General features: G+C 71.9%; 20 protein-coding genes. 11 read left to right on the forward strand and 9 right to left on the reverse strand.

Annotated features, from left to right (window positions below):
- Nucleotides 1-2: 2 nt before the first annotated feature.
- From M4J07_RS25420 to M4J07_RS25440, 5 genes are all read left to right on the forward strand, one after another.
- Nucleotides 3-1160: an ABC transporter permease gene (locus M4J07_RS25420; protein ID WP_255975326.1), complete on the forward strand. Its 1158-nt coding sequence runs from the start codon at nucleotides 3-5 to the stop codon at nucleotides 1158-1160.
- The gene (locus M4J07_RS25425; protein ID WP_255975327.1) at nucleotides 1157-2419 is read left to right on the forward strand and encodes an ABC transporter permease; all 1263 of its coding nucleotides are present in this window, start codon (nucleotides 1157-1159) and stop codon (nucleotides 2417-2419) included. The genes M4J07_RS25420 and M4J07_RS25425 overlap by 4 nt, the downstream gene beginning before the upstream one ends.
- Complete coding sequence (locus M4J07_RS25430; RefSeq protein ID WP_255975328.1) at nucleotides 2416-2805, forward strand: cytidine deaminase; 390 nt, start codon at nucleotides 2416-2418, stop codon at nucleotides 2803-2805. Before M4J07_RS25425 ends, M4J07_RS25430 begins: the two co-directional genes overlap by 4 nt.
- 227 nt (nucleotides 2806-3032) lie before the next feature.
- Nucleotides 3033-4310, forward strand: a complete 1278-nt coding sequence (locus tag M4J07_RS25435) for a thymidine phosphorylase (protein ID WP_255975329.1) — start codon at nucleotides 3033-3035, stop codon at nucleotides 4308-4310.
- 105 nt (nucleotides 4311-4415) lie between these two features.
- Nucleotides 4416-5006, forward strand: coding sequence for a Uma2 family endonuclease (locus M4J07_RS25440; RefSeq protein ID WP_255975330.1), 591 nt, complete (start codon nucleotides 4416-4418; stop codon nucleotides 5004-5006).
- A gap of 2 nt (nucleotides 5007-5008) precedes the next feature.
- On the opposite strand, the gene M4J07_RS25445 is transcribed toward M4J07_RS25440, so the two are convergent.
- A complete protein-coding gene (locus tag M4J07_RS25445; protein WP_255975331.1) occupies nucleotides 5009-5938 on the reverse strand; it encodes an AEC family transporter in 930 nt (309 codons plus the stop codon).
- A 150-nt stretch (nucleotides 5939-6088) separates the two neighbouring features.
- Here M4J07_RS25445 and M4J07_RS25450 point away from each other — a divergent pair, with 150 nt between their 5' ends.
- The gene (locus tag M4J07_RS25450) at nucleotides 6089-6457 is read left to right on the forward strand and encodes an STAS domain-containing protein (RefSeq protein ID WP_255975332.1); all 369 of its coding nucleotides are present in this window, start codon (nucleotides 6089-6091) and stop codon (nucleotides 6455-6457) included.
- Here the strand turns inward: M4J07_RS25450 and M4J07_RS25455 are convergent.
- Entirely contained in the window at nucleotides 6365-7345 is a 981-nt protein-coding gene (locus tag M4J07_RS25455) for a sigma-70 family RNA polymerase sigma factor (RefSeq protein ID WP_255975333.1), read from the reverse strand. The two genes, M4J07_RS25450 and M4J07_RS25455, sit on opposite strands and share 93 nt — an antisense overlap.
- Before the next feature lie 150 nt (nucleotides 7346-7495).
- Nucleotides 7496-8791 (reverse strand): MFS transporter, encoded by a 1296-nt coding sequence (locus M4J07_RS25460; RefSeq protein ID WP_255975334.1) that lies wholly within the window; start codon nucleotides 8789-8791, stop codon nucleotides 7496-7498.
- A 63-nt stretch (nucleotides 8792-8854) separates the two neighbouring features.
- Between M4J07_RS25460 and M4J07_RS25465 the strand changes: the two genes are divergently transcribed.
- Entirely contained in the window at nucleotides 8855-9823 is a 969-nt protein-coding gene (locus M4J07_RS25465) for a LysR family transcriptional regulator (protein WP_255975335.1), read from the forward strand.
- A gap of 7 nt (nucleotides 9824-9830) precedes the next feature.
- Nucleotides 9831-11021: a hypothetical protein gene (locus tag M4J07_RS25470; RefSeq protein ID WP_255975336.1), complete on the forward strand. Its 1191-nt coding sequence runs from the start codon at nucleotides 9831-9833 to the stop codon at nucleotides 11019-11021.
- Here the strand turns inward: M4J07_RS25470 and M4J07_RS25475 are convergent.
- The gene (locus M4J07_RS25475) at nucleotides 11003-11761 is read right to left on the reverse strand and encodes an alpha/beta hydrolase (RefSeq protein ID WP_255975337.1); all 759 of its coding nucleotides are present in this window, start codon (nucleotides 11759-11761) and stop codon (nucleotides 11003-11005) included. The genes M4J07_RS25470 and M4J07_RS25475 overlap by 19 nt on opposite strands.
- Before the next feature lie 146 nt (nucleotides 11762-11907).
- On the opposite strand from M4J07_RS25475, the gene M4J07_RS25480 reads away from it, so the two are divergent.
- Both M4J07_RS25480 and M4J07_RS25485 read left to right on the forward strand, forming a co-directional pair.
- Nucleotides 11908-13041, forward strand: coding sequence for an adenosine deaminase (locus M4J07_RS25480; protein WP_255975338.1), 1134 nt, complete (start codon nucleotides 11908-11910; stop codon nucleotides 13039-13041).
- A gap of 228 nt (nucleotides 13042-13269) precedes the next feature.
- Nucleotides 13270-13629 carry an ATP-binding protein gene (locus M4J07_RS25485; protein WP_255975339.1) on the forward strand — a complete coding sequence of 120 codons (360 nt, stop codon included), beginning with the start codon at nucleotides 13270-13272 and terminating at the stop codon, nucleotides 13627-13629.
- A gap of 80 nt (nucleotides 13630-13709) precedes the next feature.
- On the opposite strand, the gene M4J07_RS25490 is transcribed toward M4J07_RS25485, so the two are convergent.
- The 5 genes from M4J07_RS25490 to afsQ1 all read right to left on the reverse strand — a co-directional run bounded on the left by M4J07_RS25490 (nucleotide 13710) and on the right by afsQ1 (nucleotide 17477).
- Entirely contained in the window at nucleotides 13710-13910 is a 201-nt protein-coding gene (locus M4J07_RS25490) for a PspC domain-containing protein (RefSeq protein ID WP_255975340.1), read from the reverse strand.
- 79 nt (nucleotides 13911-13989) lie between these two features.
- Nucleotides 13990-14532 (reverse strand): VanZ family protein, encoded by a 543-nt coding sequence (locus M4J07_RS25495; RefSeq protein ID WP_255975341.1) that lies wholly within the window; start codon nucleotides 14530-14532, stop codon nucleotides 13990-13992.
- 58 nt (nucleotides 14533-14590) lie between these two features.
- Nucleotides 14591-15193: a hypothetical protein gene (locus tag M4J07_RS25500; RefSeq protein ID WP_308284772.1), complete on the reverse strand. Its 603-nt coding sequence runs from the start codon at nucleotides 15191-15193 to the stop codon at nucleotides 14591-14593.
- Nucleotides 15190-16803 (reverse strand): ATP-binding protein, encoded by a 1614-nt coding sequence (locus tag M4J07_RS25505; protein ID WP_255975342.1) that lies wholly within the window; start codon nucleotides 16801-16803, stop codon nucleotides 15190-15192. The genes M4J07_RS25500 and M4J07_RS25505 overlap by 4 nt, the downstream gene beginning before the upstream one ends.
- On the reverse strand, nucleotides 16800-17477 hold the full coding sequence (afsQ1, locus tag M4J07_RS25510; protein ID WP_179200974.1) for a two-component system response regulator AfsQ1: 678 nt from the start codon (nucleotides 17475-17477) through the stop codon (nucleotides 16800-16802). Before afsQ1 ends, M4J07_RS25505 begins: the two co-directional genes overlap by 4 nt.
- A gap of 216 nt (nucleotides 17478-17693) precedes the next feature.
- Here afsQ1 and M4J07_RS25515 point away from each other — a divergent pair.
- Nucleotides 17694-18447: SigE family RNA polymerase sigma factor (locus tag M4J07_RS25515; protein ID WP_255975343.1), on the forward strand; the 754-nt coding region annotated here is incomplete at its 3' end.

Raw genomic sequence — 18447 nt, forward strand, 5'->3', positions numbered from 1 at the left:
CCATGAACATCTTCAAGCGCTGGGATTCCGAGCGGGTCCTGCTCGCGGCGGCCGGTCCCGTCATCGCCCTGGTCGTGGCGTTCGCGCTGACCTCGATCGTGCTCGCGGCCTCCGGGGAGAACCCCTTCGAGCCGTTCTCGATCATGTTCGAGCAGGCGACGTTCTCCGACGTCCAGGTCCTCATCATCAATGACGCCGCCGGTCTCTACATCGGCGCGCTCGCCGTGGCCGTCGGCTTCCGGATGAACCTCTTCAACATCGGCGTCGAGGGCCAGTACCGGCTCGCCGCCTGCGTTACCGCCATCGTCGGCGCGCACATCGCCTTCCCGGCGTTCCTGCAGATCCCGCTGCTCATCCTGTCGGCCGCGGTCACGGGCGCGATCTGGTCCGGCATCGCCGGTGTCCTCAAGGTGACCCGCGGCGTGAGCGAGGTCGTCTCCACGATCATGCTCAACTCCATCGCCGCGTCGGTGATCTCCTACCTCACCCTGGAGGACGCCTTCGGCGTCGCCGTCGGCAACAACCGGACCACCGGCGAGATGGACAAGGCCGGCTGGTTCCCGGGCATCGACATGGGCGAGGGCGTCGGCACGATCTACGGCTTCGTCATCGTCGGCGTCGCCCTCGGCGTCATCTACTGGCTGATGCTCAACCGCACCCGGTTCGGCTTCGACCTGCGCGCTTCGGGCGCCTCCGAGTCCGCGGCCGCCGCCTCCGGCGTCTCGGCGAAGAAGATGGTCCTCACCGCGATGCTCCTGTCGGGCGCGATCGCGGGCCTCGCCGGCCTGCCGACGCTGCTCGGCTCGACGCACACCTTCTCCGACTCCTTCCCGGCCTCGCTCGGCTTCAACGCCATCACCGTGGCGCTGCTCGGCCGCAACAGCCCGGCGGGCATGGCGCTCGCCTCGCTGCTGCTGTCCTGGCTGTTCAACGCGGCCGACCCGCTCGACCTCCAGGGCTACAGCTCCGAGATCGCCACGATCATGCAGGGCCTGATCGTGATCGCCGTGGTCGTCTCCTACGAGTCGGTCCGCGTCTGGGGCACCCGCCGCCAGCAACAGCGCGTCGGTGCCGAACTCGCCGCGGGCCACGTCCTCGGCACCACCGACAGCGACAGCGACGACACCAACGACACGAAGAAGGAGGTGGCGGCCCGATGAGCACGGCTCCCGCACTCGACAAGACGCCGGCCGCCGCCCCGGCGACCCGGCGCAAGCTCAGCCTTCCCGTCCTGCTCCTGATCATCGCCGGGCTGCTCTGCCTGGTCTCGGCGGTCCGGCTGATCACCGACGCCGACGGCCTCACCTCCGTCAGCCAGATGTCCACGGCGCTGCGCCTCGCCGTCCCGATCGGCATGGCCGGTCTGGGCGGTCTGTGGGCCGAGCGGGCCGGTGTGGTCAACATCGGCCTGGAGGGCATGCTCATCCTCGGCACCTGGTTCGGTGCCTGGGCCGGCTACCAGTGGGGTCCGTGGACCGGTGTCGTCGCCGCCCTGATCGGCGGCGCGATCGGCGGCCTGGTGCACGCCCTCGCGACGGTCACCTTCAACGTGAACCACATCGTCTCCGGTGTGGCCATCAACATCCTGGCCCTCGGCGCCACCCGCTACCTCTCGGTCCTCACCTACGACGGCATGGAGGGGGCCACCTCCCGCCAGTCGCCCGCGGTGCCGAGCCTCGGCGAGTTCACGGTCCCCGGCCTCGCGGACGCCCTCGGCGACCTCAACAAGCAGGGCTACTTCCTGATATCCGACCTCGCCGGCCTGCTCGGCGGCGTGATGACCCGGGTGTCCTGGCTGACGCTGATCGCTGTCGCCCTGGTCCCGCTCTCCTGGTGGATCCTGTGGCGCACCTCGTTCGGTCTGCGCCTGCGCTCCTGCGGTGAGAACCCGATCGCGGCCGAGTCGCTCGGCGTCAACGTGATCAAGTACAAGTACCTGGCCGTGATCATCTCCGGCGCGCTGGCCGGTCTCGGCGGCGCCTTCCTCTCCATGGTCTCCTCCAACTACTACCTGGAGGGCCAGACCGGCGGCCGCGGCTACATCGGTCTCGCCGCGATGATCTTCGGCAACTGGATGCCGGGCGGACTCGCCCTGGGCGCGGGCCTGTTCGGTTACAGCGACACCCTCAAGGTCCGCGGCGGCACGGAGAACACGCACGCGCTGCTCCTGCTGATCGCGATCCTGGCGCTGCTCGCGGTGGCCTGGCTGATCTGGAAGAAGAAGTACGTGGGCGGCGTCGTGACGCTCGCCGTCTCGGTGCTGCTCTTCTTCTGGTACGCGTCCACGGACTCGGTGCCGAGCCAGGTCGCCACGGCGATGCCGTACGTCCTGACCATGCTGGTTCTGGCACTCTCGGCCCAACGGCTGCGCATGCCGAAGGCGAACGGACAGCCGTACCGGAAGGGACAGGGCAAGTGACCGACACCGACTGGGAGGCCCTGCGGGCGGCCGCGCGCGAGGCCATGTCCCGTGCGTACGCCCCGTACTCGGGCTTCCCGGTCGGTGCGGCGGCCCGCGTCGACGACGGCCGCACGGTCACCGGCTGCAACGTCGAGAACGCCTCGTACGGCATAGGACTGTGCGCCGAGTGCGGGCTGGTCTCGCAGCTGCAGCTCACGGGCGGCGGGCGGCTGACGCACTTCACGTGCGTGGACGGCAAGGGCGACCTGCTCATGCCGTGCGGCCGCTGCCGCCAGCTGCTGTACGAGTTCGGCGGCCGGGAGCTGCTCCTGGAGACGCCGGGCGGGGTGCGGACGCTGGCGGAGATGCTGCCGGACGCGTTCGGCCCCGAGCACCTGAACTGACGGTTCCCGTACGCGCGTCGGGCCCGGTACCGCTCTCGCGGTGCCGGGCCCGACGCGTGGTGGGGCCCCCGGGGTCACCGCGTTGCGCAGCCGCTTGTTCCCGCCGGGCGGGTCGTCGACGGTGATGCGTCGGCCGTCGCCCGGACGTCTTCACCTGCGGCGTCTATGCGCGTAGAGTCGGCGGGATCCACGCGCGCACCTCGCACGCCCGAGCCGGAAGGAAAGCCATGGACGTCATCTCCGTCATCCGTACGAAGCGGGACCGGGGCCGCCTCAGCGACGCCCAGATCGACTGGGTCGTCGACGCGTACACACGGGGCGAGGTCGCCGACGAGCAGATGTCGGCCCTGGCCATGGCGATCTTCCTGAACGGGATGGACCGCGCGGAGATCGCCCGCTGGACGGCCGCGATGATCGACTCCGGCGAGCGGATGGACTTCTCGGTCCTCGCGCGGCCCGCCGCCGACAAGCACTCCACGGGCGGCGTCGGGGACAAGATCACGCTGCCGCTCGCCCCCCTCGTCGCGGCCTGCGGCGCGGCCGTGCCGCAGCTGTCGGGACGGGGTCTCGGCCACACCGGCGGCACCCTCGACAAGCTGGAGGCGATCCCCGGCTGGCGCGCGGACATCTCGAACGAGGAGATGATGCGGACCCTGGAGGACGTGGGCGCCGTGATCTGCGCGCCCGGCAGCGGCCTCGCCCCCGCCGACAAGAAGCTCTACGCGCTGCGCGACGTCACGGCGACCGTGGACTGCATCCCGCTGATCGCCTCCTCGATCATGTCGAAGAAGATCGCGGAGGGCACCGGCTCCCTCGTGCTCGACGTGAAGGTCGGCACGGGCGCCTTCATGCGCGAGCTCGACCAGGCCCGGGAACTCGCGGCCACGATGGTCGGGTTGGGCGCCGACCACGGTCTGCCGACGGTCGCGCTCGTGACGGACATGAACACCCCGCTCGGCCTGACCGCGGGCAACGCGCTCGAAGTACGGGAATCCGTCGAGGTGCTGGCCGGCGGCGGCCCCGCCGACGTCGTCGAGCTCACCCTCGCCCTGGCCCGCGAGATGCTCGACGCGGCCGGCCTGAAGGACGCCGACCCGGCGAAGGCCCTCGCGGACGGCTCGGCGATGGACGCGTGGCGGCGGATGATCGCGGCGCAGGGCGGTGACCCCTCGGCCGCGCTGCCGGTGGCCTGCGAGACGCACGTCGTGACGGCGCCGCGGTCCGGCGTCCTCACCCGGCTCGACGCCCTCTCGGTGGGCCTCGCGGCCTGGCGGCTCGGCGCCGGGCGGGCCCGCAAGGAGGACCCGGTGCAGGCCGCCGCCGGCATCGAACTGCATGCGAAGCCGGGCGACCCGGTCGTCGCGGGCCGCCCCCTGCTGACCCTGCACACGGACACCCCCGAGCGCTTCGCGTACGCCCTGGAGGCGCTCGACGGCGCGTACGACATCGCGCCCGCGGGGACGGAGTTCACGGCGGGCCCGATCGTGCTGGAACGTATCGGCTGACCTGGGGATTTCTCCGAGGCGTCCCTTTCGGGTGAACGGGATCGGTGGACCCGCGCCGGTCCCGTTCGGCATGCTGGTATCGGTGACGACCGAAGGAGCACCGCCATGAGCGCACTCGCCGTCGAGCCCGGGCCGTCCGCCGGCTCGGACTGGGACGCGACCGTCCGTGTCTGGGAGGAGACGGACGCCCCCGAGGGCTGCAAGGTGGAGATCATCGAGGGGATCGTCACCTTGGCACCGCCGCCTTCCGAAGAGCACAACGATGCTGCTGAGCTGGTCCAGCGCCTTCTCTACAGCGTGGTCACTGATGACTACGGGATCTACCAGACCCTGGGCCTGGTCGCCGCCGACGCCAAGGGCCTCTACATCCCCGACCTCTGCGTGGTCCCGCGGGCCGCCTTGCGGGAACGCCGGCGTGTCCAGGCCGCCGAGGCAGAACTGGTCGTGGAGATCACCTCACCGAGCAACGCCAACCACGACCGGGTCAAGAAGGCCCACGGCTACGCCAAGGCGGGCGTCCCGCTCTATCTGCTCCTCGACCCGTGGCACTCCGGTCGTCCGACCGCGACCCTCTACGGTGAGCCCGCGAACGGCACCTACCGGGTGCTGGCCTCCGTCGAGTACGGCGAGGAGCTCAGGCTGCCCGCCCCCTTCGACGTCACCCTCGACACCAACGGGCTCCCCCTCAACGACTGACGTCACCCCAGCAGCGCCGCCACCACGACCAGCACCGGCACCGAGACCATCGTCGACAGCAGGATCGACTCCCGGGCCAGCCGCTCGCCCACCCGATATCGGCTCGCGTACGTGAAGAGGTTCTGGGCCGCCGGGAGCGCCGAGGTCACCACGACGTCCAGGAGACGGGCGCCGTGCAGGCCGAAGACGAACGAGGCCAGCGCCCAGGCCGCCAGCGGCTGGCCGATCGCCTTGAGGGACGTCGACAGCAGCACCGGCACCCGGTCCGCGCCCCGGCCGCCCGGCCAGGAACTGCCGCACAGCGAGATCCCGAACGCGATCAGGATCGCCGGGACCGACATGTTCGCGATCAGTTCCAGCGGGTCGAAGACGGGGGAGGGCACCGTCCAACCCGTCGCCGACACCAGCACCCCGGACAGCGAACCGATCGCGATCGGATTGCGGAACGGCGTGAAGAGGCGCTGCGCCCACGTGAGCCGCGGCCCGGACGACGCCTCCGCCAGGTCCAGGATCGTCAGGGCGACCGGGGTCACCACGATCTGCTGGAAGAGCAGGACCGGCGCCACGAGCGACGCGTCGCCCAGCACGTACACCGCGATCGGGATGCCCAGGTTCCCCGAGTTCACGTACGAGGAGCAGAGCGCGCCGATCGTGGTGCGGCCCACGCCCCAGCGGCGCACGACCCCCACCGTCACGAAGACGCTCGCCACCGCCACCGTGGACAGCGCGGTGACCAGCAGGCTCGGCGAGAGGATCAGGGACAGGTCGGCCTTGGCGAGCATCGTGAAGAGCAGGGCGGGCGTCGCCACGTGGAAGGCCAGCTTGGTGAGGACCTCGCGGCCGCCGTCGCCGAGATAGCCGCGCCGCCCGATCACGTAACCGACCGCGATGACGACCGCGATGACCGCGAATCCGTTGAGTACCCCCTGCACGTACCCCACCCTCGGCCGCGAACGAACCGCAGGTCAACGTTGATCCAGCTCAACGTGACCCAGCACACGCCGCGTATCCGGACGGCACCGATGAGTTCCGGCCCGCCGCCCGGTCCTGATTACGTGGCTGCTTCCTCGTCTCCTTCTGTCGTGGTGGTCGCCGGGCCCGTCCGACCCGGCGACGCACCCGGGTTGTGCGAGCGCGTCCTCGCCGCCCGGGCGATCACACCGACCGTGGTCGTCGACGTCTCCGGGGTGACCGGCGCCGACCTCGCGACCATCGACGCCCTCGCCCGGATGCAGCTCGCGGCCCGCCGGGCCGGGGGACGGATCAGGCTGCGCGATCCGTCCCCGAAGCTGGCCCTGCTGATCCAACTCGCCGGTCTTGCCGGTGTGCTGAGAGCCGAGGCGCCCGGGGCGGACGACTCAGGCGTCGAGGTGCTCCGGGACGCCGAACAGCGGGAACCACCGCTTGCTGAGGTCCAGGAAGCAGTGGAATCCGGCGATCCGGCCCTCTGAGATCTCCAGGACCTGGATCGCCCACGGCGTGAACCCGCCGTTCTCCGGGTCGGGCTTGTAGTGGGCGAACGCCGGCGTCCCGTTCGCCGAGACCGGCAGCAGGCGGGAGCCCTCGCACTCGTGGCCGAGCGTGAGCATGAAGCCCGTGATGTCGTCCGTGCCGCGCAGCCAGAGGTCGAACGGCGGCATCGTCATGACGGCGTCCTCGGCGAGGAGCTCGGTGAGCGCCTTCATGTCATAGCCCTCGAAGGCCGTGACGTAGCGCTCCAGGAGCTTCTGCTGCTCCTCGTCGAGCGGGTTCGCCGTCGCCGAGTCGGCGGGGGGTGCGTCCGCGAGCGTGGCGCGGGCCCGCTGCAGCGCGCTGTTCACCGACGCCACCGAGGTGTCGAGCAGCTCCGCGACCTCCTGCGCCTTCCAGGCCAGGACCTCGCGCAGGATCAGCACCGCCCGCTGCTTCGACGGCAGTTGCTGCAGGGCCGCGACGAACGCGAGCCGCACGGACTCGCGGGCCACGGCCGCCTCGGCCGGATCGTGCACGGTCGGCAGGACACGGGCGTCGGGCATCGGCTCCAGCCAGACATTGTCGGGGCGCGGATTCAGTGCGGCCTGCGCGAGCGGCGCGGCGGCCGTCAGGTCCATCGGACGGGCCCGCTTGTTCCCCGCGTTCAGCAGGTCCAGGCAGACGTTCGTCGCGATCCGGTACAGCCAGGAGCGCAGCGAGGAGCGGCCCTCGAACTTGTCGAAGCTGCGCCAGGCCCGCACCATCGTGTCCTGCACGGCGTCCTCGGCCTCGAACGCCGAGCCCAGCATCCGATAGCAGTACCCGGTCAGCTCGACCCGGTACTTCTCCAGGTCTTCGAGTCCGGCCTTCGTCGCGGTGTCGCTCATTGTCCAACGCCCCCAAGCAGCTGTGAGTCCCAGCACTCCGCAAGCTACCGCAGCCCACTGACAACGGCCCCCGGACCGGCGAAATGCGCAGGTCCGAGGGGTGAGGTGGTCATGCGAGGGACGCCTGCCACCAGGAGTGGCCAGGCGGTCTCAGTGCGCGTGCGCCGCTCCGCGCACCGTCCCGCGGGCCGTGGCCCGCGCCGCGTACGTGCCCCACACCGTGATCGAGACGACGCCGAGCACCGCGACGAATCCGAGGGCGACCGTGCCGCCCCAGCCCGCCGCGTGGAAGGCGACGGCGCCGACGGCCGAGCCGACGCTGGAGCCGATGTAGTACGCGGACTGGTAGAGCGCCGACGCCTGCGCCCTGCCGTGCGTGGCGGTGTGGCTGACGGACGACGAGGCGGTCGCGTGCCCGGCGAAGAAGCCCGCCGTGATCAGCATCAACCCGAGCAGCACGACGAGCAGTTGGGGCACCAGGGCGAGCAGCAGGCCCGCCGTCGTGGTGCCCGCGGCCAGGTACAGGGTGCCGCGCCGCCCGAGCCGCGCGACCAGCTTCCCGGCCGCCGCCGACGAGGCCGTGCCCACGAGGTAGATCAGGAAGATCGAGCCGACGACGCCCTGGGGCAGGGAGAACGGGGCGGCCGTGAGCCGGTAGCCGATCACCGTGTAGACCGCGCCGAACACCGTCATGAACAGTGCGCCGATCACGTACAGGCGGCGCAGCAGCGGGTTGGCGAGGTGGCCGCCGACCGTCCGGGCGAGCGCCCGGGGCCGCAGCGAGCCCGGCGTGAAGTTGCGCGGCGCGGGCAGCAGCATCCGGAAGGCGATCGCGCAGACCACCGCGATCACCCCGATGGTGCCGACGGCCGCCCGCCAGCCCCACGCCTGCGCGATCCAGCCGCCGATGACCCGGCCGCTCATGCCGCCGATGGAGTTGCCCGCGACGAACAGGCCGATGGCCGCGACCAGCGCCTTCGGCCGCACCTCCTCCGCGAGGTACGCCATCGCCGAGGCCGGCAGCCCGGCCAGCGCCGCGCCCTGCAGCGCCCGCAGCGCGATCAGCACCCCGAGGTTCGGCGCGAAGGGGACCAGCAGCCCGAGCGTGACCGCCACCGACAGGGAGGCCGTCATCACCGTGCGCCGCCCGAACCGCTCCGACAGGGCGCTCAGCGGCAGCACGCACAGCGCGAGCGCGCCGGTCGCACCGGACACCGTCCAGCTCGCCGCGCTCGCGCTGGCGCCGAAGTCGGCGGAGACGAGGGGGAGCAGGGCCTGCGTGGAGTAGAGCAGCGCGAAGGTCGCGACACCGGCGAGGAACAGGGCGAAGCTCATCCGGCGGTAGCCGGGCCCGCCCGGACTCATGCGGGTGTCACCGGAGGAAGGTGAAGGGACGGGGGCGGCGACCGCAGGAGTGGCGGCCGCCCGGCTACTGGCAGGAGACATACCGACGAAGGTAGGACCGCCCGACTCATGCGTCCAATGCATGAACACTCCATAATCGTTCCCATGGAGCATGAGCAGAGGTCACAGCGGCGCCCGTCACCGTCCAGTGACGCAGAAGACATGGTCACCCTGCTCGCGCCGCGGCTCTCCTACTTCGCCGCGGTCGCCCGCACCGAGCACGTGACCCGCGCCGCGCAGGAGCTGAACGTCCCGCAGTCGACGCTGTCGCGCGCGATGGTCCGGCTCGAACAGGACCTGGGCGTCGACCTGTTCGCCCGGCACGGCCGCACGGTGTCGCTCACGCCCGCGGGCCGCACCTTCCTCGGCTCGGTCGAGCGGGCCCTCGGCGAGGTGGAGAAGGCGGCCGAGTCCGTCCGCGCCGACGCCGACCCGGAATCGGGCAAGGTCGCCTTCGGCTTCCTGCACACCATGGGGACGGAGACGGTGCCCGGCCTGATCCGCGCCTTCCGCGCCGACCATCCCCGGATCCGCTTCAGCCTCGTCCAGAACTACGGCGAGGCCATGCTGGAGCGGCTGCGCGCGGGCGAGCTCGACCTGTGCCTCACCTCTCCGGTGCCGGACGCCCCCGGCCTGGTGGCCCGCCGCCTCGACGAGCAGCGGCTGCGCCTCGTCGTCCCCGAGGACCACCGCCTCGCGACCCGCAAGCGCATCCGCCTCGCCGAGACCGCCGACGAGGTGTTCGTCACCCTGGAGCCCGGCTACGGGCTGCGCCGCATCACCGACGACCTGTGCGCGGAGGCGGGCTTCAAGCCGCGGATCGCGTTCGAGGGCGAGGAGGCGGAGACGCTGCGGGGCCTGGTCGCGGCGGGGCTCGGGGTGGCCCTGCTGCCGCCACCGGCCGTGCCGCGCCCCGGCGTTGTGGAGCTGGCCGTGACCGGGCAGCGGGCGGTCCGGGAGATCGGGGTGGCCTGGCTCGACGGCCACCCGGACACCCCGCCGGTCGCCGCGTTCAAGAAGTTCCTGCTGTCCCGGCGGGGGCGGCTGCTGCCGGAGCAGACGGGGCTGGAGTAGCCCACCCGTGCCACCATGCCGGGAGGCGGCGGCGGACGGCCGAGGGACGACGGGCGGGCAGGACACGGTGGGAGACGGTTCCGGAACATCCGGTGACTGGGCGCTCAGGGCGCGGCGGTTCGGCCTGACGGGCCTGTTCCTCGCCCTGGCCGGCGCCGTCCTGTTCGCCCTCGTCCCGCTCGCCGAGGCGGACAACCGGGCGTACGCGGCGGCCCCCGACTGCCCCGCGGGCACCCGCGCCGACACCTGCCGGGCCGCCGTCCCGGAGACCGTCACGGCCAAGGGCCGCGACTCCGACGACCGGAACGCCCGCTTCTCCCTGCGGCTGCGGGCCGCCGGTGCCCCCGCGGGCGACGACCACCGGGTCGAGCTCCTCGACCCCGGTCCGGTCCACGACGCGGTGCGCCGCGGTGACCGGGTCACCGTCACGTACTGGAAGGACCAGGTCAGGGCGGTCCGGTTCGGTGACCGTACGCAGCAGGCCGCGCTGTCCCGGGTGCACGACGGCCGGCTGCCCGGCGCGTTCGCGGTGGCGGCGCTGGCCGGCGGGCTCGGCGCCCTCTCGTTCTGGGCGCGCAGCCGCCGCCGGCCGGTGCGCGCGGGCGACCGGTACCCCTGGGGCCACATCGTCGGGTTCGTGACGGGCCTCCTCGTCGCGTGCACCGGCTTCCCGGTCGTGCTCCTGGGCTCCGACGTGTGGGCGGGGCTGCGGTTCACCGCGGGCGCCGTCGTCCCGGCGCTGCTGTTCTCGGTCCTGGTGTGCTGGTGGTCGGTGCGGCGCGGCCGCCGGGGCCCGGCGAGGGTCGTCCCGGTGCCGCCCGCCGGGCGGCGGGTGCTGCGCGCGGTGGTGCACGGCGACGTGCCCTACAGCAGGCCGGGCTACGACTGCCTGGTGATCGGCGACGGCCCCCCGACGGCCACCCCGGACCCCGCGGGGAAGGTCGCGCTCGCCCCGCTCCCGGCCACCCTCACGGTGCGCCGGGTGCGTGAACTCCTCGTGGGGGACCCGCCGTTCACGCCGCCGAGCCGGCGCGAGCCCCCCGTCGTCGTGGAGTGCGCCGACGGCGACCGCACGGTCCTGGTCCTCGCGGGGGAGAACGACGCGCCGCGGGTCCTCGGCGCGCTGCTCGCCGCGTCCGGGAACGCCGCGGACGCCGGGCACGTCACGGACGCCGGGGACTACCTCCCCAGCGACTGACCGAACCCGGCCGCGAGCGGCATCCGCAGCCCGATCGGCGGCGGCGCCGCGAGCGCGTCCTGCAGCGGCCGGGAGAACGGGTGGCCGAAGAGCGTGCCGAGCGTGAAGTCGGCGGCGAGCGCGGTGACTTCGGGCCGGTGCCCGGCCAGACTGTGCCCGTCCGAGTGCACCTCGAACCGGCACACGTCCCGGTTCGCCTTCTTCGCCCGCCCGGCCAGCCGGAACGACAGCTCCGGGTCCGTGCGCCGGTCGTCGGTGCCGTGCACGATCAGGACCCGCCGCCCCGCGAGCTGCTTCACCGGTTCGGGCGGCGCCGCGACATCGTCCTCCGGCAGCCAGGGGGCGAGCGCCAGCACGGAGTTGACGGCCGGGTGGCCGCCCGCGTGCAGCGCCGCGCGTCCGCCCATGTCGACGCCGAGCAGACACACCGGCACGTCCCCGTACCGGCGCACGACCTCGTCGGCCGCCCACTCGGCGTCCCGGGCGAGCCCGGCCTGCGCCCCGTTCCAGCCGCGGACCCGGTAGTGCACGACGTGCGCGACCAGGCCGTCGTCCCGGCCCGCGCGCGTGAGGCGGCGGGCGAGGGAGCGTATGGCCGGGGCGGCAAGGGGCGACGGTCTGCGGGTGGACGTCTCCTCGCCCGGGGGCAGCAGCAGCACCACGCCGCTGACCGCCCTCGGCACGGGGCCGACCGCCTTGCCGAGCCTGGCCGCACGGACCGGCGTCGCTTGCTGCTGCATGACAGAACAGTGTCAGAAGCCCTGATGTACGCCACCCGTCCGCAGGGTCACTGTTACGTATCGACCGATCTTGACCCGGTGCTCCGTCGGCAACGAACCGACAACGAACCGGCGCGATCTACGCGCGTAGGAGTTAGAGTGCCGAAATGACGAGCCAGACCACCGCGAACCCCGACGGCCGCCAGGTGCCGACCCCCGAGCAGATCCGCCGCGCGCCCAAGGTCCTCCTCCATGACCACCTCGACGGCGGCCTGCGCCCGGGCACGATCGTCGATCTGGCGCGCGAGCAGGGCTACGAGAACCTGCCCGAGACCGACCCCGACAAGCTGGGCATCTGGTTCCGTGAGGCGGCCGACTCCGGTTCCCTGGAGCGGTACTTGGAGACGTTCGCGCACACCTGCGCCGTCATGCAGGCCAAGGAGGCCCTCTTCCGGGTCGCCGCCGAGTGCGCCGAGGACCTCGCCGAGGACGGCGTCGTCTACGCCGAGATCCGCTACGCGCCGGAGCAGCACCTGGAGCGGGGCCTCACCCTCGAGGAGGTCGTCGAGGCGGTCAACGAGGGCTTCCGCGAGGGCGAGCGCCGCGCGAAGGCGAACGGGCACCGCATCCGGGTCGGCGCGCTGCTCACCGCGATGCGGCACGCGGCCCGCGCCCTGGAGATCGCCGAACTCGCCAACCGCTACCGCGACTCGGGCGTCGTCGGCTTCGACATCGCGGGCGCCGAGGCGGGCTTCCCGCCCACCCGCCACCTCGACGCGTTCGAGTACCTCAAGCGCGAGAACAACCACTTCACGATCCACGCGGGCGAGGCGTTCGGCCTGCCCTCCATCTGGCAGGCCCTGCAGTGGTGCGGCGCCGACCGGCTCGGGCACGGCGTGCGCATCATCGACGACATCAAGGTCGAGGCCGACGGCGGCGTCCAGCTGGGCCGGCTCGCCTCGTACGTCCGTGACAAGCGCGTCCCGCTGGAGATGTGCCCGTCGTCCAACCTCCAGACGGGCGCGGCGAGCTCCCTCGCCGAGCACCCCATCGGGCTGCTGCGCAAGCTGCGCTTCCGCGTCACGGTCAACACGGACAACAGGCTCATGTCGGGGACCTCCATGAGCCGCGAGTTCGGACTGCTGGCCGAGACGTTCGGTTACTCGCTGACGGACTTCGAATGGTTCACGGTGAACGCGTTGAAGTCGGCGTTCATCCCGTTCGACGAGCGCCTCGCCATGATCAACGACGTGGTCAAGCCGCGGTACGCCGAGCTGCGCGCGGAGTGGCTGTTCCAGTAGGCCGAACCAATCGGAACCCACCCTTCCGGTCAACCTGGTGTTGACGAAGATCGACATACTGTCACCTCAGGTTCACGAGGCCGTCCGCGCGCCTCTGACCTGCGGTTCTTCCCTTCGCGGCGGTGGGTTGCGAGAGGGCGTGGCGCAGAGGGTCCAGTAACTCCCCGGCGGGTTGGGGTGTTGGCCAGCACGGAACCCCGTCTTCAAGGAATCAGGAACAAGGGACCCATGAAGCAGTCTGCTGCCAAGACCCTCGGTGTCGCCGCTCTCGGTGTCGCCTTCGCCGCCGCCGGTGCCGGTGCCGCGAACGCCGCCCCGGCCGTTCCCGACGCCGCCGGGGCCCTCGGCTCCGTGACCTCGGCCGTGCCCCTCGAGCAGGCGGCGAGCACGCTGCCCGCCGGTGGCCCGGAGGCCGTGAGCGCCGCGCACAACGCCCTGGGCGGCGGCCTCACCGCCGCGCAGCCCGTCGTCGAGAAGGTCGCCGAGGGCGGCGACCCGGTCTCCGGGCTGCTCGGCGGGCTGCCCACGCAGGGCCTGCCCACCCAGGGCCTGCCGCTGGCCGGCGGCGGCCTGCCGCTGGGCGGCTGACCCGCACCGCAGAACGCCGAAGGGGCGCACCCGCGATCCGCGGGTGCGCCCCTTCGGCGTGCGCCGTCACCGGCCGTGGGTCACCAGGCCTGGCGGACCTTGCCCTCGCTCGGCAGCAGCACCCACAGCGCGATGTACAGCAGGAACTGGGGGCCGGGCAGCAGACACGAGAGCAGGAAGATCACGCGCATCGTGGTCGCGGAGGTGCCGAAGCGCCGTGCCAGCGCTGCGCACACTCCGCCGATCATCCGTCCGTTGGTGGGGCGGGCCAGGGCGGTCATGGTGGGCTCCTTCGCGAACCTTCGAGGATTGCTGTCTACGTCTTCGAAGGTACGGTCACGAACCGGGCAAAGCGTCAGCTCACGGGGCGATGCCGACCCTGGTAATCGTCGGGGTCCGACCCTGAGGAGACTCCTCCACGGGCAGGGGAAGCCGCTCGGACCTACGGCGGAGCCACGCCCTGAGGGCGGGCGTCACCGCGAGGTGTGCGAGCCCCACGCCCACCGTGTTGAGCAGCAGCGAGTCGATGTCGACGACCTGGCCCGGCACCCCCGTCTGCAACAGCTCGATGCCGAGCGAGATGAGGGCGCCCGCCGCGACCGTGCGCACCAGCGAACCCCACACCGAGACGTGGAGCCGGCCACCGGCCAGCGGGAGCAGCACGCCGAGCGGCGCGAGCAGGGCGAGTCCCTCGCCGATGCGCTTCGCCCCCTCGCGCCAGCCGAGCGCCAGATCGGCGCGGATGCCCGCCAGCGGATGCAGGTTCGCGGCGCTGACCCATGGCACGTCCAGGGGGCGCAGCGTGATCCATCCGACGAGCAGAAGATGCACGGCGAGAAGGGCTAGCCCTGCCGTACGGAAGCGGAAGGCGGCGCTGTGGCCGCCCGAGCGATGGCGCTGCACGCCCCCCTAGACGCCGGGGGCGGGAGGATCGGTTCCGGGGGGTTCGGGATGGCCCGGGTCACCCGACGGTCTCGGCGGGTGCCGGGATGAGTCCGGGCCGTGCCTTCACCGCGTCCGAGCACTCGTAGTCGCGCAGCGGGTCGTCACCGGGACCGCCGAGCACCACGTGCTCGCCGTCCTCCGCCGTCACCTGGCTGTTCGCGAACGTGCAGACGATCTGGGCCAGGGCGTACGGCGAGAGGTCGTCCGGCGGCGTGTTCAGCCGCAGGGCGTCGGCCGGGTCGTCCTTCTGCGGTCCGGTGACCCGGGTGCCGGAGCGGACGTCCGTCGAGTAGCCGGCCTGCCGCTCCTCCGCCGGCGGGCGCTTCGCCAGCTGCTCCAGGAGCTGCTGCGCGATCACGACGCGGTCCGTGCCCTGGCTGCGGTCCACGGTGACCGTGCGGTCGACCGTCACCAGCTGCGACGTACAGACGAGATAGACCTGCACCGCGAACTCGCCGCCCGCCCGTGCCTCGACCTCGTCCGAGCCGGACAGGGAGCAGCCCACGCGGGTGGGCGCCGCACCGAAGTCGGTGGGCACCTCCGTGGACCGGATGCCACAGCCGGCCAGCAGCACCGACGTGATGCCGAGCAGCCCCAACAGGCGTACGCGCAGCCTCACTTGGTGACACCGCCTTCCTGTGATCCCTTGGTGTCGTCACCGTCGTCGGGCGGCGTCTCGGTCAGCGGCGAGGCGTCGCGCGGCAGCCGCAGCGTGAACACGGCGCCGCCGTCCGGGGAGTTGGCGGCGGTGATCTCGCCGCCGTGGATGTGCGCGTTCTCCATGGCGATGGAGAGCCCGAGGCCGCTGCCCTCCGACCGCGGCCGCGACGCGCTCGCCTTGTAGAACCGGTCGAAGACGTGCGGCAGGACGTCCTCGGGGATGCCGGGACCGTGGTCGCGCACGTCGATGACGAGTTCGTCGCCCTCGGTGCGCACGGAGACCCGCACCGGCGAGCCGCCGTGCTTGAGGGCGTTGCCGATCAGGTTGGCGAGGATGACGTCGAGCCGGCGCGGGTCGAGGCGGGCCATGTTGCCGCGCTCCGCGTCGAGGTCGACGGCGTCCAGCCAGGCGCGGGCGTCGATGCAGGCGGTGATCTGGTCGGCGATGTCGACGTAGTCGAGGACGAGCCGTGCGGTGCCCGCGTCGAAGCGGGTGACCTCCATCAGGTTCTCGACCAGGCCGTTCAGCCGGCGGGTCTCGCTGACCACCAGCCGCACGGCGGGCTCGATCATCGGGTCCACGGACCCGGTCTCGGCGTCGAGCTCCTCCTCCAGGACCTCGGTGACCGCGGTGATCGCGGTGAGCGGGGTGCGCAGCTCGTGCGACATGTCGGCCACGAAGCGGCGCGAGGCCTCGTCGCGGGCCCGCATGTCGGCGACCCGTTTCTCCAGGCTGGCGGCGGCGCCGTTGAACGTCCGGGACAGCTCGGCGAGTTCGTCCGTGCCGGACACGCGCAGACGGGTGTCGAGCTTGCCCTCGCCGAGCCGGCGGGCCGCGACCCCGAGCCGGTGCACCGGCTTGAGCACGGTCGTCGCCGCGGCCTGCGCGAGCAGCGCCGAGCCGATCAGCGCCAGCGCCGTGGCGATGCCGAGCGACCAGGCCAGCGAGTTGAGGTCCTTGGCCTCCGGCTCCAGCGACTTCAGCATGTAACCGGTCGGCCCGCCGTCCACCTTCGCGCCGCCCACCAGGTACGGGGTGTCGTCCTGCGTGGTCCGCTGCCAGTACAGGTGGTACGGGTGCTTGTTGTTCTCGGTGATCGTCTGCTTCTCGTTCACCGCCTTGCGCAGCGACCGCGGCACGTCGGCGGGCGTGAACGCGTCCAGGTCCGAATTGCCCACGACCTCGCGGCCGTTCTCGTCCGTGCCGATCAGCAGCACGCTGAAGTGCTGGCTGCTGTTCGCCATCAGGTTCGCCGCGTGCTGCAGCTCGCCCTGCGTGGGGTGCTCGGGCAGCACGGCCGCCCGGTTCTGCATCTCCTGCTGGAAGTCGCTGAGCGCGGAGTCCTGGGTGCGGGTGAGGACCGCCTCGCGGTTGAGCCAGTACGCGATCCCGGACGCGGACACCGCGGCCGTCAGGGCGACCAGGGCGAAGACGGCGACGAGCCGCAGCCGCAGGCTGGTGAAGCGCAGGCCGGCCAGGATGGCCTTCTTCGCGGCGGCCGGGCCGCGGGGCTTGTCGGCGGGCTTGTCGTGCGGCTGGTCGGCCGGCTTGTCGAGCGGCTCCGTCACTGAGGCGTGTCCAGCCGGTAGCCCACGCCGCGCACGGTACGGATCAGGGTCGGCGACGACGGCACGTCCTCGACCTTCGCGCGCAGCCGCTGCACACAGGCGTCGACGAGCCGCGAGTCACCGAGGTAGTCGTGCTCCCACACCAGCCGCAGCAGCTGCTGCCGCGACAGGGCCTGGCCGGGACGCCTGCTCAGTTCGAGCAGCAACCGCAGCTCGGTGGGCGTCAGTTGCAGGTCCTCGCCGTTCTTGGTGACGGTCATCGCGGCCCGGTCGATGACCAGCGAGCCGAACGCCGCCGCGTCGTTGGCCTCCCGCTCGCCGCGCCGCAGCACGGCCCGGATCCGGGCGTCCAGGACGCGCCCCTGCACCGGTTTCACGACGTAGTCGTCGGCCCCCGACTCCAGGCCCACCACCACATCGATGTCATCGCTGCGCGCGGTGAGCAGGATGATCGGCAACTGGTCCGTGCGCCGGATGCGCCGGCACACCTCGAACCCGTCGATGCCGGGCAGCATCACATCGAGAACGATCAGATCCGGCCGCTGCTCGCGCAACAGCTTCAGACCGTCCTCGCCGGTGGCAGCGGTGGCAACCCGATGGCCCTGGCGCGTAAGAGACAGCTCCAGGGCCGTGCGGATGGCGTCGTCGTCCTCGATCAGCAACAGGGAAGGCACGAGCGCCATTCTGGCCCATAGGAGGCCCTTAGTTCGACCGCTGGAGCGCTCCCACACGTGACCCGCACTACCTCGGGCGCTGTGACAGGTCTGTGACAGTCGACGGACACCGTCATGAAGTCGCCCGGGCAAGCTTTTGGACATCGCAAGGAACGAACACCGCGATCAGCAGGATCTGACGGAAAAAGCACCGGACTCCACGACGGGGGGCGCGAGATGAACACGCTGCACAGCACCACCTCAAGCGCAGTTGTCACGCGTCTGCACGACGTCGTAGCGAACCGGTCCGAGAAGTCCGGTGCCGTGAGCGGGCGGGGGTGCGCTCGCGGCACCGGGCGTCAGCACACCGTGTACATGACGGTGGTTGACACGCACGAGGCGGTTTCCGACGGGGGAGCTCACGGGGGAGCCGCGTACAGGGAGGAATCGGGGGAGCAGCGTCGCACTTCCTTGTCGGAGGCCGAGTTCACGGCCTACGTCCAGGAGCGCCGCGCCTCCCTGTACGCAACCGCCTACCACTTGACCGGTGACCGTTTCGAGGCCGAGGACCTGCTCCAGAGCGCCCTCTTCTCGACGTACCGGGCGTGGGACCGCATCAGTGACAAGGCGGCGGTCGGGGGGTACCTCCGCCGCACCATGACGAACCTGCACATCAGCGCGTGGCGCCGCCGCAAGCTGAACGAGTACCCGACCGAGGAGCTGCCGGAGACGGCGGGCGACACGGACGCGATGCGGGGTACGGAGCTGCGGGCGGTTCTCTGGCAGGCCCTGGCCCGCCTTCCCGAACTGCAGCGCACGATGCTGGTCCTGCGCTACTACGAAGGCCGCACCGACCCGGAGATCGCCGAGATCCTCGACATCAGCGTCGGCACGGTCAAGTCCAGCATCTGGCGGTCGCTGCGGCGGCTGCGCGACGACGAGGTCCTGAGCTTCGGCCGGGACCAGGAGGAGTCCTTCGGCGAGCTGGTGG

It is taken from the genome of Streptomyces longispororuber (assembly GCF_024448165.1).
In the GTDB taxonomy this organism is placed as follows: Bacteria; Actinomycetota; Actinomycetes; order Streptomycetales; family Streptomycetaceae; genus Streptomyces; species Streptomyces longispororuber_A.

Bases quoted from the DNA above. Each gene is read 5' to 3' on its own strand.
- M4J07_RS25420 (WP_255975326.1), top strand. From the start codon at position 3: ATGAACATCTTCAAGCGCTGGGATTCCGAGCGGGTCCTGCTCGCGGCG.
- M4J07_RS25425 (WP_255975327.1), top strand. From the start codon at position 1,157: ATGAGCACGGCTCCCGCACTCGACAAGACGCCGGCCGCCGCCCCGGCG.
- M4J07_RS25435 (WP_255975329.1), top strand. From the start codon at position 3,033: ATGGACGTCATCTCCGTCATCCGTACGAAGCGGGACCGGGGCCGCCTC.
- M4J07_RS25440 (WP_255975330.1), top strand. From the start codon at position 4,416: ATGAGCGCACTCGCCGTCGAGCCCGGGCCGTCCGCCGGCTCGGACTGG.
- M4J07_RS25455 (WP_255975333.1), bottom strand. From the start codon at position 7,345: ATGAGCGACACCGCGACGAAGGCCGGACTCGAAGACCTGGAGAAGTAC.
- M4J07_RS25460 (WP_255975334.1), bottom strand. From the start codon at position 8,791: ATGTCTCCTGCCAGTAGCCGGGCGGCCGCCACTCCTGCGGTCGCCGCC.
- M4J07_RS25465 (WP_255975335.1), top strand. From the start codon at position 8,855: ATGGAGCATGAGCAGAGGTCACAGCGGCGCCCGTCACCGTCCAGTGAC.
- M4J07_RS25475 (WP_255975337.1), bottom strand. From the start codon at position 11,761: ATGCAGCAGCAAGCGACGCCGGTCCGTGCGGCCAGGCTCGGCAAGGCG.
- M4J07_RS25480 (WP_255975338.1), top strand. From the start codon at position 11,908: ATGACGAGCCAGACCACCGCGAACCCCGACGGCCGCCAGGTGCCGACC.
- M4J07_RS25485 (WP_255975339.1), top strand. From the start codon at position 13,270: ATGAAGCAGTCTGCTGCCAAGACCCTCGGTGTCGCCGCTCTCGGTGTC.
- M4J07_RS25490 (WP_255975340.1), bottom strand. From the start codon at position 13,910: ATGACCGCCCTGGCCCGCCCCACCAACGGACGGATGATCGGCGGAGTG.